Here is a 13,286-nt window from a genome sequence, read left to right on the forward strand (position 1 = left end):
ATTGCGGCAGTTAATGTGGGCCTTGTTTACGGTAAGCGTGAAGAATGCGGATCAGAACCTCCCGCCCGCCCTCATCGAACTCGGCCACTTTCGCATAGGCGTCGAACGCGTTGACGTAGAAGGCGATGTCATCGGGATCGCGCAGGACCAGGTCTTTCGTCATGGTGGCCACGCCCACCATGCCGTCGTTGTAGATCCAGAACCCGTTGATCGGCGCGGACGGCAGCTCGGTGCCGAAGGGGATCACGCCGAACTCGACGTTCGGCAATGTGCTGACCGCGAGCAATCGATCAAGCTGGCCGCGCATGACGTCGGCAGGGGCCAGGGTGGTGTGCAGCGCAGACTCCGGCACGACGAACCTGAAGGTCCTGCTCCGGTCGTAAAGGATCTCCTGGCGCTGCATGCGCACCCGCACCGCCGCGTCGATCTGGTCGGCGGCGCTGTAGAGGCGCTTGACCTTGCGGAAGACGTGCCTGGCGTATTCGGCGGTCTGGAGCAGGCCCACGACGATGCCGGGCTCGAAGGCCCGGAACAGTTTGGTCCGGGCCTCGAGGTCCCGCATGTCCTCTTGAATGGCGGCCAGGCCGCTGCGGTAGCGCTGCTTCCAGCTGTCGTGCCGCTCCGCCAGGGCGATGACCTGCCTGATCAGCTCGTCGGTCGTGTCGGGCGTGGCGCTGACGGCCTGCGCCCACGCGACCACGTCATCCTCGGTAGGCGTCTGCCGGGCGTTCTCCAGCCGTGAGACCTTGGACGGCTGCCAGCGCAGCCGCTCGGCCAGCTCTTTGCCCGACAGGTGGACGGCCTCGCGCAGCTGCCGTAGCTGACCGCCGAGGTCGATGCGCGCCTGCTGAAACGACGTCACGCCGCAAGAGGCTAGTCCCGATTGCGTCGATCATGCCAGTGCCCGCCGCAATTGTGATCAACCGGTTGCCGTGGGTGTTTCTCCGCTGGTTGGGAAAGCGGTTGCCGCGCCGTCGGGCAGGACCCGGCGGGCGATTTCGGTGATGAGTTCGCGGGGGACCTCGACCGCGGTCTCGCCGTCGAGGACGTCGCGGAGGTCCGCGAGCGCCTCCGCGTCGGTGACTTCGAGTCCTTGTATGACGATGGTGCCGCGGTCGGTCTCGTACAGGGTGGGACAGGCGCCCGCCTCCGAGGTGGAGCCGAGGAACCGCATGCGCATGACGATCCTTCCCCGAAATATCAGTGCAATTGCGCGCAATTGTACGTCTCGGAGGGGAGCGATGATCGTGCTTTCCGAAAATTGCGATATACGGTCAGCCGAGAACGCCGTCCCTGAACTCCCGCGCCCGCTCGAACAACTCCAGCGTCGTCGCGTGCAGCAGGTCGCCGATGTCCTTGGGCGCCTTGCCGGCGAACGCCCGGGCGTGCGTGCCCTCCAGCACGATGCCGAGCTTGAAGCAGGCCATGACCGCGTACCAGTCGATCGCCGACAGGTCGCGCTCGGACAGCGCCGCGTAGTAGGCGACAAGCTCCTGCGGCGACGGCAGCCCGGGCACGTGCCCGTTGTTGACGGGCCAGGTGGCCAGCAGCCAGCCCAGGTCGAGCAGCGGGTCGCCGATCGTGCACATCTCCCAGTCCACGATCGCGGCCACGCGGGGGCCGTCGCAGGCGAACATGAGGTTCGCGAAGTGGAAGTCGCCGTGCATGATGCCGGGCGTGAACGATCGGGGGAGGTGGCGGGTCAGCCAGTCGGCGGTCTCGCGCAGGCCGGGGATGTCGGGGCCGGGGTAGCCGTCGAGGTCGCCGTAGGAGTCGAGCTCCTTGAGCCAGCGCGGCACCTGCCGCTCCAGGAACCCCTCGGGCCGGCCGAAGCCCGGCAGCACCCCCGGATCGACTCGCCCCAGCTCGGCCAGCGCGGCGGCGGCCTCGAGCCCCATCCGGTGCCTGATCGCCGGGTCGGACGCGTGCGGTTCGGGAAGCCCCACCGACGGGTTGAACCCGTCGACCGGCTCCATCAGGTAGAAGACCGGCTCCCGCGCTGTCTGCGCCGCCACCAGCGCGGGCGCGGGGACCGGCGTGTCACGCAGCGCCGCCAGCAGCCGCGCCTCGCGGCGCAGCACCTCGTTGCTCTTCTGCCGGGCGTGCAGGGGCGGGCGGCGCAGGACGTACGGGCGGCCGCCGCGTTCGAGCCGCACCATGACGTTCTGCGTGCCGCCCAGGACCGGCGCCACATCCGTGATCGGGCCCCCAGGCAACCCTTGGCCGTCCATCCACGCGCCGAGCGCGTCGAAGTCGATGGCGCCGACGTCGATGTGGGTGGAGGTCATGTACCGCCCCTCAAAGGCCAGCTCGCGCACAAAGCCGCCGAGCCGCCGCCGGCCGGCCCACTACAGTATAGAACGATATTCTGGTCGTGACCCTATGAAGGCGCCGCGCCCCGGTCAACCCAGGGCCTGCATGAACGGCAGAAACTGGCGGGCGGGATCGCCGGGCAGGCCGCTGCCACGCACCATGCGCGAGACCTGCCACGAACTAGTGACGCCATGCTCGCCCGCCCACCTGATCATGGACTCGTGGGTGAGGTCGAAGTCCATCCGCACCTCGCCCTCCGCCCCCAGAGCCAGGTCACCGATGAGCGCCCGCGCGGTCTCCTCGTCCCGCGCCACGACGGGGCCGATGACCGTGTTGTCGTCGTTGCGCCAGCGGTGACCGAAACCGCCGTCGGCGATCCTGACCTCCTCGCCGAAGGTGAACATGCGGCGCAACACCGCGGACCTGTCCGTGCCCAACGCCTCGGCGTCCAGTGCCAGGATCGTGCCGAGGTCGTCCGGGGTGGCGGGGCGCGTCCGGCCGGAGGGCTCGCCGCTGAAGCGGCCGGCGTGCTTGCCCGCCGTGCGGACGACGCGGAAGCCGAGTCGTTCGTAGAGTGGGCGGCCGTACTCGGTGGCGTAGAGGGAGACCGTCCGGTCCCCGGCCCGCTCCAGCACGTGCTCCATGAGGCGGCTGCCCAGGCCGCGCCTGCCGAACCTGGAAGCCGTGAGCACCATGCTGATCACGGCGTGGTCGTCGCCGTAGGAGGTCAGGATGTTTGTCGCGGCCAAGCCGTCGCCGTCCGGCGCGTCGATGCCGTACGGCTCGCCGACCTCGAGCAGCAGGCGCCACTTGTGCTGTTCGGGCAGCCAGCCGCGGTCCTTGGCCAGACGCGTGCAGTCGTCCAGGTCGTCGAGAGTGAGACGGCGAGGGGTCATAGGGGACATCTTTCTCTATGGGGGATGCTGATCTCAAAGTGATTGTTGGAGGGCGGGATGGAATGCGTTGCGGCGGTCGATGTCGGCGGGACCACCATGAAAGGTGGACTTGTCGCCCGTGACGGGACGATCCTCTACGCCGAGCGCCGGCCCACGCCCCGCGCGGAGGGGGCGGAGCGGGTGATCGCCGCCATCTCGGCCTTCGTCAGCGACCTGTGCGGCCCGCGGGCCGGGATGCGGCCGGTGGCCGTGGGGCTGGCGGTGCCAGGGCTCGTCACGGCCACGCACGCGGTCTTCTCCGCGGCGTTCGGGTGGCGAGACGTTCCGGTCTCCGCGTTCACGGACGTCGACCTGCCCGTGGTGCTGGGGCATGACGTGCGGGCCGCGGGGGAGGCCGAGCTGGTCTACGGAGTGGGCGGCAGGGATGTGTTGTTCCTGCCCATCGGCACGAGCATCGCGGGCGCGGTCGTCCTGTCGGGCTCCCCGTACGGGGGCGCGGGCGGATGGGAGGGGCAGATCGGGCACATCCCGGTCCGGCCGGACGGGCTGCCGTGCGGGTGCGGGCAGCAAGGCTGCCTGGCGGCCTACGCATCGGCCGGGGCCATCGCGGCGCGATGCGGCGAGCCGTCGGCCGAGCACGTTCTCCGCAGGATGCGGCAGGGGGACGAGGCGGCGGCCGAGGTATGGCGGGAGGCGGTCGAGGCGCTCGCCCTGGCGCTGGCGACGTACACGCTGCTGCTGGATCCGGCGCTCATCGTCATCGGCGGCGGCCTGTCGCAGGCGGGTGAGGCCCTGCTGGAGCCGGTACGCGCCCGCCTGGCCGAGCGCCTCGCCTTCCGTCCCGCTCCGGACGTGCGCGCCTCCCGGCTCGGCGGGCAGGCCGGCCTGCTGGGGGCGGGGCTGCTGGGGTGGCGGGCGCAACGCACAGTCGCGCGCTGAACGCAGGCCGGCCGGGCGGGGCGGCCCGGCCCTCAGGGGCCGGGCAGGAGCACGGCGGGGATATCGGTGAGCTGGGCGCGTAGCTCCTCGCCCAGGGCCTTGGCCTGCGGATCCATCCGCGGGCTCGCCGCCACGCCCCGGCCCAGCAGGTCGTGGACGACGAAGTTGAGCGCCAGGATGTTCGGCAGCTCGAAACGCTCGATCCGGTACGGGGCCAGGGCCGGGAGCAGTTTTTTGAGCGTGGCGATCGTGAGATGGCCGGCCAGCCAGCCGTACCGGTCGGCGGTGTCCGCCCAGACCCCCAGGTTCGCGTTGCCGCCTTTGTCGCCCGACCGAGCCCCGGCGACCCGCCCCAGCGGCGCCCGCACCACGGGACCGTCGACCATGGACGTCACGTCGCGCCGCGCGGGAGCCGGGAGCGACTCCGCGGCCGCAGCGGTGTGGGAGGCCGCGTCAGCGAGGGTCAGCTCGTCGCCGTTCATGAACACCCGAGGCCGGACCTCGGCGGCCGGGACGAGGACCGGCCAGTACACGCCGTACGGCGAGGCGTCGCCCGGCGGCGTCAGCCCGTAGAAGCCCGGATAGCTGGACAGCCCCGTCTCCACCACGGCCGAGGAGAAGGCCCGGCCGGCCGTGCGCCGGTCGGCGTCCATGACCGTGATCCGCAGCAGCCCGCCGTCGGTCAGCGTCACGTCCACCTGGTCGAACGACTCACGCGGGATCCGCGCCCAGATCGCCTCCTCCGCGACCCTGGCCTTCGCCTCCACATCCAGCCCCGTCAGCACGAGCGTCATCGTGTTGCGGTAGCCGGCCAGGTAGTTGACCGCGACCTTGAGCGTGTCCGGCGGCGGCTCCCCCCGGACCCCGGACACGAGCACCCGGTCCGGCCCGTCCTCGGACAACGTGATCGTGTCGAACCTCGCCACCACATCCGGACCGGGATAACGCGGGCCGCCGATCTCGTAGACGAGCTGCGCGGTCACCGTGCCGATCGAGACCAGGCCACCCGTGCCTGGATGCTTGGTGATCACGGCCGACCCGTCGGCCCGCAGCTCGGCGATCGGGAAGCCGCAGTGAGCCAGGTCGGGCACCCGTTGGAAGAACGCGTAGTTGCCCCCGGTCGCCTGGCAGCCGCACTCGATGACGTGCCCGGCGACCACCGAGCCGGCCAGCGCGTCCAGATCGCCGGGACCCCAGCCGTACCGCCACATGCCCGGCCCGGTGACCAGCGCCGCGTCCGTCACCCTGCCGGTCACCACCACGTCCGCCCCCGCCGACAACGCGGCCGCGATGGGGCGCCCGCCCAGGTACGCGTTCGCGGTCAGCGGGGTCGCGTCGAGCCGCTCACCGGTGTCGGCGTTGACCAGGTCGAGCGGCCGCCCGGTGAGGTCGTCGCCGGTGACGTGCGCGACCCTGGGGGACAGGCCGAGCCGGGCGGCCAGCTCATGCACGGCCTCGGCGCACCCCGCCGGGTCCAGGCCGCCCGCGTTCGAGACGATCTTGATGCCTCGGTCGAGGCAAGGGCCGAGGACGTCCTCCAGCTGCCGCAGGAACGTGGGCGCGTAGCCGGGACGGCCCTTGAGCCGGTTGCCCGCCAGGATGAGCATGGTCAGCTCGGCCAGCCAGTCCCCGGTCAGCACGTCGATCGGCCCGCCCTCGACCATCTCCCGCGCCGCGGAGAGCCGGTCGCCGTAGAAGCCGCTGCAGTTCGCGATCCGCAGCGTCACGGGGACGCCCACTTCGGCGGGCGTTTGTCCCAGAACGCGGCGATGCCCTCCTGGCCCTCCTCCGAGGTGAACCGCTCGGCGGACAGCTCCGCCATGCGTCGCAGCCCGTCTGCGAACGACAGCTGAGGCACCTCCCTGACCAGCCGCTTGGTGATCGCCAGCGCCTCCGGCCCGCCCTTGATCAGCAGCTCGGTGTAGTGCGCGACGGTCGCGTCCAGCTGCTCCTCCGGCACGGCCCGCGACAGCAGCCCGATCTCGGCGGCCCTGGCGGCGTCGAACACCTCGCCGGTCAGGAAGTATTCAGCGGCCGCCCGGGGGTCGAGCCGCCTGAGCACCGGTACGGAGATCATGGCGGGCACGACGCCGAGGCGTACCTCCGTGAACGCGAACGACGCCGTCAGCGGCGCGATCGCGAAGTCGCAGGAGGCCACCAGCCCCAGGCCGCCTGCCCGGGCGGTGCCGTTCAGCCGGCAGACGACCGGCTTCGGGCTCTCCCAGAGCAGCGTGAAGATCTCCGGGAGCGACGCCGTCACCGGCGCGCCCGCCCCCTTCTGCTCCTTCAGATCGGCGCCCGAGCAGAACACGGTCCCGGTGGCGGTCAGCACGATCACCCGGGCCGCGGGCTCGGCCAGCGCCCAGGTGAGCGCCTCCATGAGGTCGGCGAGCAGGCGTGCGGACAGGGCGTTGCGGTTGTGCGGCGAGTCCAGCGTGACGGTGGCGACGCCGTCCGCCAGGTCCTTGCGCACGAGGCTCGTCATTGGTCCCCCTCCTGAATGATCGCCAGTACGGCGCCCGCCTCGACCTGCTGTCCCTTCTCGACGTGCACGCCGGAGACCACGCCGTCGGCCGGGGCGGCGATCCGATGCTCCATCTTCATCGCCTCCAGCACCAGCACCGACTGGCCCTTCGTCACGCGGTCGCCGGCCGCCACCTCGACTCTGAGCACGCTGCCCGGCATCGGGGCCAGCAGGGATCCCGGCGCGACGCGCTCGACGGGCTCGGGCAGGCGCGGCACCGGGGTCAGCTCGGCGTGGCCGCCGGGATGATCCACGTAGACGGTGCCGCCCTCGTCGTACTGGGCGATCTCGAACGTGTGCCGGACGCCGTCGCGTTCCAGGACCACCTGGTGAGGCTCGGCGCTGATCGTGACGACGCCGCCGGGCAGCGGGTCGTAGACGACCTCTGTCCCGGCGAAGCCGGCCTTGCGGGGCTGGGAGCGGACGTTGCGCCAGCCGCTCGGCAGGCCGGCCAGCACGCGGGCGCGGCGGCGGTTCGCGGCGGCCAGGGCGAGGGCGGCGGCCAGCGCGGGCAACTCGTCGGCCGGCTCAGCGGCGTCAGCGCCGACGGGACCGCCGGGAGCCAGGGCGTCAGAGCCGACGGGACCGCCGGGAGCCAGGAAGCCGGTGTGGGTGTCACCGGCCAGGAAAGCCGGATTTGTCAGGATTTTCAGCAACAAATCGCGATTAGTGGTGAGGCCGTGCAGCCGCGCTCCCCGCAGCGCCGCCACCAGCTTCCGCACCGCCGCCGCCCGGGACGAGCCGTGCGCGATCACCTTGGCCAGCATCGGGTCGTAGTACGGCGAGACGACCGATCCCGACTCCACCCCCGAATCCACCCGCACGTCCCCGCCGATCTCGAACCGCCGCAACACCCCCGACTGCGGCAGATAGTCTCCGTCCTCCGCATACAGCCGCACCTCCACCGCATGCCCGGACGGATCGGGCGGCACGGGCGGCAGCGCGGCGCCCTCGGCCACCTCCAGTTGCAACCGCACGAGGTCGACACCGTAGACCAGCTCGGTGACCGGATGCTCGACCTGCAGCCGGGTGTTCATCTCCAGGAACGCCACCCGATCGCCCTTGACCAGGAACTCCACCGTCCCGGCCCCGACGTACCCGATCGTGCGCGCGGCCCTGACCCCGGCCTCGCACAGCCGCTCCCGCAGCTCGGGCGAGATGCCCGGCGAGGGGCACTCCTCGACCACCTTCTGGTGCCGCCGCTGCACGCTGCACTCGCGTTCGCCCAGCGCCCACACGCTCCCATGCGTGTCGGCCAGCACCTGCACCTCGACGTGCCTGGCCCGCTCCAGCAGCGGCTCGGCGAACACAGCCGGGTCGCCGAAGGCCGACTCCGCCTCCCGCCGCGCGGACTCGACCTCCCGCGCCAGCTCGCGGGCCTCCCGTACGATCCGCATGCCGCGTCCGCCCCCACCGGCCGACGCCTTCACCAGCAGCGGGAACTCGGCGGGCGCGGTCAGGTCGAGCGAGGGCAGGACCGGGACCCCGGCCTCCTCCATCAGCCGCTTCGCCGTGATCTTCGTTCCCATGGCCTCGATGGCCGCCGGCGGCGGGCCCACCCAGATGAGCCCCGCCGCCAGCACCGTCCGCGCGAACGCGGCGTTCTCCGACAGGAAGCCGTAACCGGGATGCACCGCGTCCGCCCCGGACGCCCGGCAGGCCTCGAGAATGCGGTCCGCGGCCAGGTAGGTGTCGGCGGGGCGGGCGCCGCGCAGCCGTACCGCGAGGTCGGCCTCGGCCACGTGCGGCGCGTCCGCGTCGGGGTCGGCGAAGACGGCGACCGTGGAGATGCCGAGCGACCTGCAGGTACGGAAGACGCGGCGGGCGATCTCGCCCCGGTTCGCGACGAGCAGACGGGTGATCACGGCCGGAACACCCCGAATCCCTTGGGCTCCGGAACCGGGGCGCTGTTGATCGCCGACAGGCACATGCCCAGCACCGTACGCGTGTCGCGCGGATCGATCACGCCGTCGTCGTAGAGCCGTCCCGACAGGAAGAACGGCAGCGACTCCGCCTCGATCTGGGCCTCCACCATGGCACGCATCGCCGCGTCGGCCTCCTCGTCGTAGACCTGCCCCTTGGCCTGCGCCGATGCCCGCCCCACGAGGGACAACACCCCCGCCAGCTGCGCCGGGCCCATCACCGCCGATTTGGCGCTCGGCCAGCTGAACAGGAAGCGGGGCTCGTAGGCACGCCCGCACATGCCGTAGTTGCCCGCGCCGTACGAGGCTCCCATCACGATCGTCAGGTGCGGGACGGTCGAGTTGGAGACCGCGTTGATCATCATGGCGCCGTGCTTGATGATGCCGCCCTGCTCGTAATCCTTGCCGACCATGTAGCCGGTCGTGTTCTGCAGGAAGAGCAGCGGGGTGCGGGACTGGTTCGCCAACTGGATGAACTGCGTGGCCTTCTGCGACTCCTCGCTGAACAACACGCCGCGCGCGTTGGCTAGCACGCCCACCGGGTAGCCGTGGATCCGCGCCCATCCCGTCACCAGCGAGGCCCCGTACAGCGGCTTGAACTCCTCGAAGTCGCTCCCGTCCACCACCCTGGCGATCACCTCGCGCGGGTCGAACGGCACCTTAAGGTCCTCGGGCACGATGCCCAGCAGCTCGTCCGCAGGATATTCCGGATCCCGCACGGGGAGTGGGGTGAGTCCTTTCTTGCGCCAGTTGAGCGACCGTATGACGCGCCGCCCGATCCTGAGCGCGTCGTGCTCGTCCTGGGCGAGGTAGTCGGCGAGCCCGCTGACCCTGGCGTGCATCTCAGCCCCGCCCAGCGACTCGTCGTCGGACTCCTCCCCGGTCGCCATCTTGACCAGCGGCGGGCCGCCCAGGAACACCTTTGCGCGATCCCGCACCATCACCACGTAGTCGCTCATTCCGGGCACGTACGCGCCGCCGGCCGTGGAGTTGCCGAAGACCAGCGCGAGCGTTGGGATCCCGGCGGCCGACAGCCTCGTCAGGTCCCGGAAGACGCGCCCGCCCGGGATGAAGATCTCCTTCTGCGTCGGCAGATCCGCGCCGCCGCTCTCGACCAGGTTCACGTAGGGGAGGCGGTTCTGCAGCGCGATGTCGGCGGCCCGCAGCGACTTCTTCAGCGTCCACGGATTCGATGCCCCGCCGCGGACCGTGGGGTCGTTCGCCGTGATCATGCATTCGACCCCCTCGATCACCCCGATCCCGGCGACCATCCCGGCTCCGACCTGGAACTCGCTGCCCCAGGCCGCCAGCGGCGACAGCTCGAGGAACGGTGAGTCCGGGTCGACGAGCAGCTCGATGCGCTCCCGGGCCGGCAGCTTGCCCCGCCTGCGGTGCCGCTCGACGTACGTCTCCCCGCCCCCGGCGACCGCCTTGGCGTGCTCGGCGTCGAGCTCGGCCAGCTTGGCCAGCATCGCCTCGCGCCGCTGCCGGTATTCGTCGCCGTGCGGGTCGATCCTGCTCCTGATCATGAGCCCTCCGTAGTTGACGTTCGCGTCAACCCGATGGCCTGCGCCCATAGCCGCGTCAGATGATCGACGGCCAGCTCCTCGTCAGCCTGTTCGCCGAGATCAAGCCAGACATGAGCGAAATGCTCCACCATCCCGCCCAGCATGATGGCGGTGAGCCTCGGATCCAGCGCCGGATCGGCCAGCCCTAGCTCCTGCAGCCGCCGCAGCCCGTCCGCGCCGCGTCGCACGAACACCTCGCGCAGCTCCAGCAGCAGCCTGCCGAACCTGTCCTCGGCAACGGCCGCCTGCTCCACCATCCGGACCAGCCGCGAGTTCGCCGCCCACGCCCGCAGATAGAGCCGGTTGGCCGCCTCGATGCGCGCGTACGGGTCGCCTGAGGTCGTGTCCCCGACGACGCTGGCCGCGAACATCTCCCCGACCACGGCCTCCGCCACCTCGCCGAACAGCGCTTCCTTGGAGCCGAAGTAGGTGTAGAAGGAGCCGTGCGAGACTCCGGCGCGGCGGCACACGTCGTCGATCCGCACGGCGTCGTATCCGTGCTCCTCGAACGCCGCGCGCCCGGCCTCCAGCAACGCGGTCCGCGTCCGCTTGCCGCGCGGCGTCAGCACCGGCGACGACCTGACGATCACGTCAACTACGGTAGCCGCCAGGTCGTGTGACGGGAAGGGGAGTTGTCGCGGGCGACACGGTCGCCCGCGAGCCTACTTGCAGTGGCTCCAGCCGGACTTCCAGCTCATGCCGGCGAACGAGCCGCCCCAGATCACGCACTTCTTCACGGCGGACAGCCGGACCGGGCCCGCGTAAGCGGTGAACCGGCCGGGGTTGCTTCCGCTCGAGCCGCCCTTGACCTGCAGGATGGCGTTCATCTGAACCTTGCCGGGGTAGACCACGTTCGACATCGTCACCACGCAGTTCTTGCCGGCGGTGCCGTTCCACAGCAGGTAGATCCTGGCGCGGCCCAGCGCGTGCGAGTTGATCACTCTGTACCCGGATCCGCACACAGTGGCTGGCTTGTAAGGGTTCGGCTTCAGTGTCGGGGTGGGGGTGGGGGTGGGCTTGGGCGAACTGGGCTTGGGCGAGCTGGGCTTCGCGGTGGGCTTGGTGGTCGCTGGGACGGTGGCCGTCTGACCCGGATTCGGTCTCTCCGTCGGCTCCGCTTCCGGGTCGATCACGTTCGTCTTCTTGGTCTTGGTCGGCGAGGGCTCGGGGTCGGGCCTCTTCGTCGAGGTCTGGGGTCGCGGCGCGGCGGTCTCGGCCGTGGTCGGGACCTGGGCGATGGGCTCCTTGGACTTCTTCGGCTCCTTGGTCTCCTCAGGGAGCTCGATGTCCATCGTGGGGACCGGGTCCGAGGATTCGGTCGGGATGACCGGAGCGGGGGTCTGGTCGGTGGTCGGAGGTTCGACGGGCTGGCCGGCGCCCGAGCCGTCACCGGGGGTGCTCTGGCTCGCATCGCCCACGGCTACCACCGGGACCTGCTTGCTGTTGCTGTTGGCCTGCACCACCACGGCGCCGACCACCACGAGCAGGGCCGCGGCGGCGGTGCCGGACAGGGCGAGGGCCAGGGTACGGCGCTGCCTCGCGGGCGCGCCGTCACCGGGCCGAGAGGATCCGCCGGGCCCACCCGGGCCGCCCGTTCCACCAGGCGGCCTGCCGGGTCCGCCTGGCGTGCCCGAGCCAGCATGCCCACCTGGCCCACCGGGGCCACCGTGACCGCCCGGGCCACCATGCCCAGCCGGACCACCCGGACCGCTGTGCCCGCCCGGGGCTCCGCCTTGGAACGGGCCGGCGGCCGCCTGAGGGCCACTAGTGGGAGCACTCCGGGCGGCGCCGCCATGTGTGGCGCCACCTTGGGGCGATCCCGGGTGCTGACCGTTGCCGGGCGTCGCGTTCTGGGAGCCGGCGGTTCCGGACTGGAGCCCGCCGGGCGTCCCGGCTGGGGCGCCGCCGAGCTGCGGGCCGCCGAGCTGAGGGCCACCAGGTGTCCCGGGGTGCGGGTGGCCATGGGCTGAGCCGCCTCCGGGGGCCGTCCCCATGGGGGAGGCGCCCTGGCCGGGGCCGTTCTGGGCGGCCGCAGGGACACCGTAGGGGCCTGTCTGCGGCGGTGTGCCGGGCACCGAGGGTTGAGCGGGCTGCCAGGGCCCGGAGTAGGCGTCCTGGCCCGCGTGGGGCCCGCCGGCGTACGGCTGCGCGCCGGCGGCGACCCCGAACTGCTGCCCCGTCACCGGCTCGATGGCCGACTTCGGCACGGGCTGGCCCGTGAGGCGCAGGATGAGGTCGTCGGCGCTCGGGCGCTGGGTCGGGTCCTTGGACAGGCAGGCGGCCACCAGGGCGCCCAGCTCGCCCTCCATCTTTCCGAGCTCCGGCTCCTCGTTCAGGATCCGGTTCATCACCACCGGAATGGAGTCCGCGCCGAACGCGGGCTTGCCGGTCGCGGCGTACACCATGGTGACGCCCCACGCGAAGACGTCGGCCGCCTCCGAGACCGCCGCGCCACTCAGCTGCTCCGGCGCCAGGTACGACGGCGTCCCCATCGCCATCCCTGTGGCCGTCGCGCCCGGCGAGTCCAGGGCGCGGGCGATGCCGAAGTCGATCACGACGGGACCCTCGGGGCCCATGAGCACGTTGGCGGGCTTGAAGTCGCGGTGCAGGATCCCCGCCCGATGGATGGCGGCGAGCGCGGTGGCCGTGCTGATCGCGAGTCGTTCCAGCGCCGCGCCCCGCCGCGCGCCCTCGTTGATGACCAGCTCACGCAGGGAGGGGCCGGGGACGTACTCGCTCACGATGTACGGCCGGCTCCCGTCCAGGTCGGCGTGGAGCACGGGGGCGGTGCAGAACCTGGCCACCCGCTGCGCCACCGCCACCTCGCGCAGGAACCGGGTCCTGGCGTCGGCATCGGCCACCAGGGCGTGGTGCAGCAGCTTGACCGCGACCTGTTCCCCGGAGTCGCTCTTGCCGAGATAGACAACGCCCTGGCCGCCCTCGCCGAGCCGGGCGACGATGTCGTACGCCCCCAGCCGTCGCGGGTCGTCCGCCGCCAACGGCTGGAACTGATTCACGTCGGACCCCCATCACAACCCAATAGATGAGGCAAAACGCTACCAGCGTGACGCTTGGGGCGTCTGCCGGACCAATCAGAAGTTTCGTCTTTTGACGTGCCTAGTCA

The 13,286-nt window shown here is 71.4% G+C and carries 11 protein-coding genes; 1 reads left to right on the forward strand and 10 read right to left on the reverse strand.

The genetic code is table 11. The features are described from left to right. Positions 1-10: 10 nt before the first annotated feature. From Q9G87_RS40250 to Q9G87_RS40265, 4 genes are all read right to left on the reverse strand, one after another. A complete protein-coding gene (locus Q9G87_RS40250) occupies positions 11-862 on the reverse strand; it encodes a helix-turn-helix domain-containing protein (RefSeq protein ID WP_305921853.1) in 852 nt (283 codons plus the stop codon). Positions 863-919: 57 nt separating this feature from the next. After that, complete coding sequence (locus tag Q9G87_RS40255) at positions 920-1,180, reverse strand: hypothetical protein (RefSeq protein ID WP_305921854.1); 261 nt, start codon at positions 1,178-1,180, stop codon at positions 920-922. 94 nt (positions 1,181-1,274) lie between these two features. Continuing rightward, a complete protein-coding gene (locus Q9G87_RS40260; RefSeq protein ID WP_305921855.1) occupies positions 1,275-2,288 on the reverse strand; it encodes a phosphotransferase family protein in 1,014 nt (337 codons plus the stop codon). A gap of 114 nt (positions 2,289-2,402) precedes the next feature. Beyond that, complete coding sequence (locus tag Q9G87_RS40265) at positions 2,403-3,209, reverse strand: GNAT family N-acetyltransferase (RefSeq protein ID WP_305921856.1); 807 nt, start codon at positions 3,207-3,209, stop codon at positions 2,403-2,405. A 57-nt stretch (positions 3,210-3,266) separates the two neighbouring features. Between Q9G87_RS40265 and Q9G87_RS40270 the strand changes: the two genes are divergently transcribed. Beyond that, entirely contained in the window at positions 3,267-4,148 is an 882-nt protein-coding gene (locus tag Q9G87_RS40270; RefSeq protein WP_305921857.1) for an ROK family protein, read from the forward strand. 32 nt (positions 4,149-4,180) lie between these two features. On the opposite strand, the gene Q9G87_RS40275 is transcribed toward Q9G87_RS40270, so the two are convergent. The 6 genes from Q9G87_RS40275 to Q9G87_RS40300 form a co-directional block, all read right to left on the reverse strand. Beyond that, a complete protein-coding gene (locus Q9G87_RS40275) occupies positions 4,181-5,875 on the reverse strand; it encodes an acyclic terpene utilization AtuA family protein (RefSeq protein WP_305921858.1) in 1,695 nt (564 codons plus the stop codon). Further along, entirely contained in the window at positions 5,872-6,633 is a 762-nt protein-coding gene (locus Q9G87_RS40280) for an enoyl-CoA hydratase-related protein (protein ID WP_305921859.1), read from the reverse strand. Before Q9G87_RS40280 ends, Q9G87_RS40275 begins: the two co-directional genes overlap by 4 nt. Next, positions 6,630-8,537 carry an ATP-binding protein gene (locus tag Q9G87_RS40285; protein WP_305921860.1) on the reverse strand — a complete coding sequence of 636 codons (1,908 nt, stop codon included), beginning with the start codon at positions 8,535-8,537 and terminating at the stop codon, positions 6,630-6,632. The genes Q9G87_RS40280 and Q9G87_RS40285 overlap by 4 nt, the downstream gene beginning before the upstream one ends. Beyond that, the gene (locus Q9G87_RS40290) at positions 8,534-10,123 is read right to left on the reverse strand and encodes an acyl-CoA carboxylase subunit beta (protein ID WP_305921861.1); all 1,590 of its coding nucleotides are present in this window, start codon (positions 10,121-10,123) and stop codon (positions 8,534-8,536) included. The genes Q9G87_RS40285 and Q9G87_RS40290 overlap by 4 nt, the downstream gene beginning before the upstream one ends. After that, entirely contained in the window at positions 10,120-10,752 is a 633-nt protein-coding gene (locus tag Q9G87_RS40295) for a TetR/AcrR family transcriptional regulator (protein ID WP_305921862.1), read from the reverse strand. The genes Q9G87_RS40290 and Q9G87_RS40295 overlap by 4 nt, the downstream gene beginning before the upstream one ends. Positions 10,753-10,824: 72 nt before the next feature. After that, positions 10,825-13,179, reverse strand: coding sequence for a protein kinase domain-containing protein (locus Q9G87_RS40300; RefSeq protein ID WP_305921863.1), 2,355 nt, complete (start codon positions 13,177-13,179; stop codon positions 10,825-10,827). Between the last annotated feature and the right edge of the window lie 107 nt (positions 13,180-13,286).

The organism is Nonomuraea turcica (genome assembly GCF_030718205.1).
In the GTDB taxonomy this organism is placed as follows: Bacteria; Actinomycetota; Actinomycetes; order Streptosporangiales; family Streptosporangiaceae; genus Nonomuraea.

Coding starts and splice junctions, on each gene's coding strand:
- Q9G87_RS40265 (WP_305921856.1), bottom strand. CDS start 3,209: ATGACCCCTCGCCGTCTCACTCTCGACGACCTGGACGACTGCACGCGT.
- Q9G87_RS40260 (WP_305921855.1), bottom strand. CDS start 2,288: ATGACCTCCACCCACATCGACGTCGGCGCCATCGACTTCGACGCGCTC.
- Q9G87_RS40290 (WP_305921861.1), bottom strand. CDS start 10,123: ATGATCAGGAGCAGGATCGACCCGCACGGCGACGAATACCGGCAGCGG.
- Q9G87_RS40280 (WP_305921859.1), bottom strand. CDS start 6,633: ATGACGAGCCTCGTGCGCAAGGACCTGGCGGACGGCGTCGCCACCGTC.
- Q9G87_RS40270 (WP_305921857.1), top strand. CDS start 3,267: ATGGAATGCGTTGCGGCGGTCGATGTCGGCGGGACCACCATGAAAGGT.
- Q9G87_RS40255 (WP_305921854.1), bottom strand. CDS start 1,180: ATGCGCATGCGGTTCCTCGGCTCCACCTCGGAGGCGGGCGCCTGTCCC.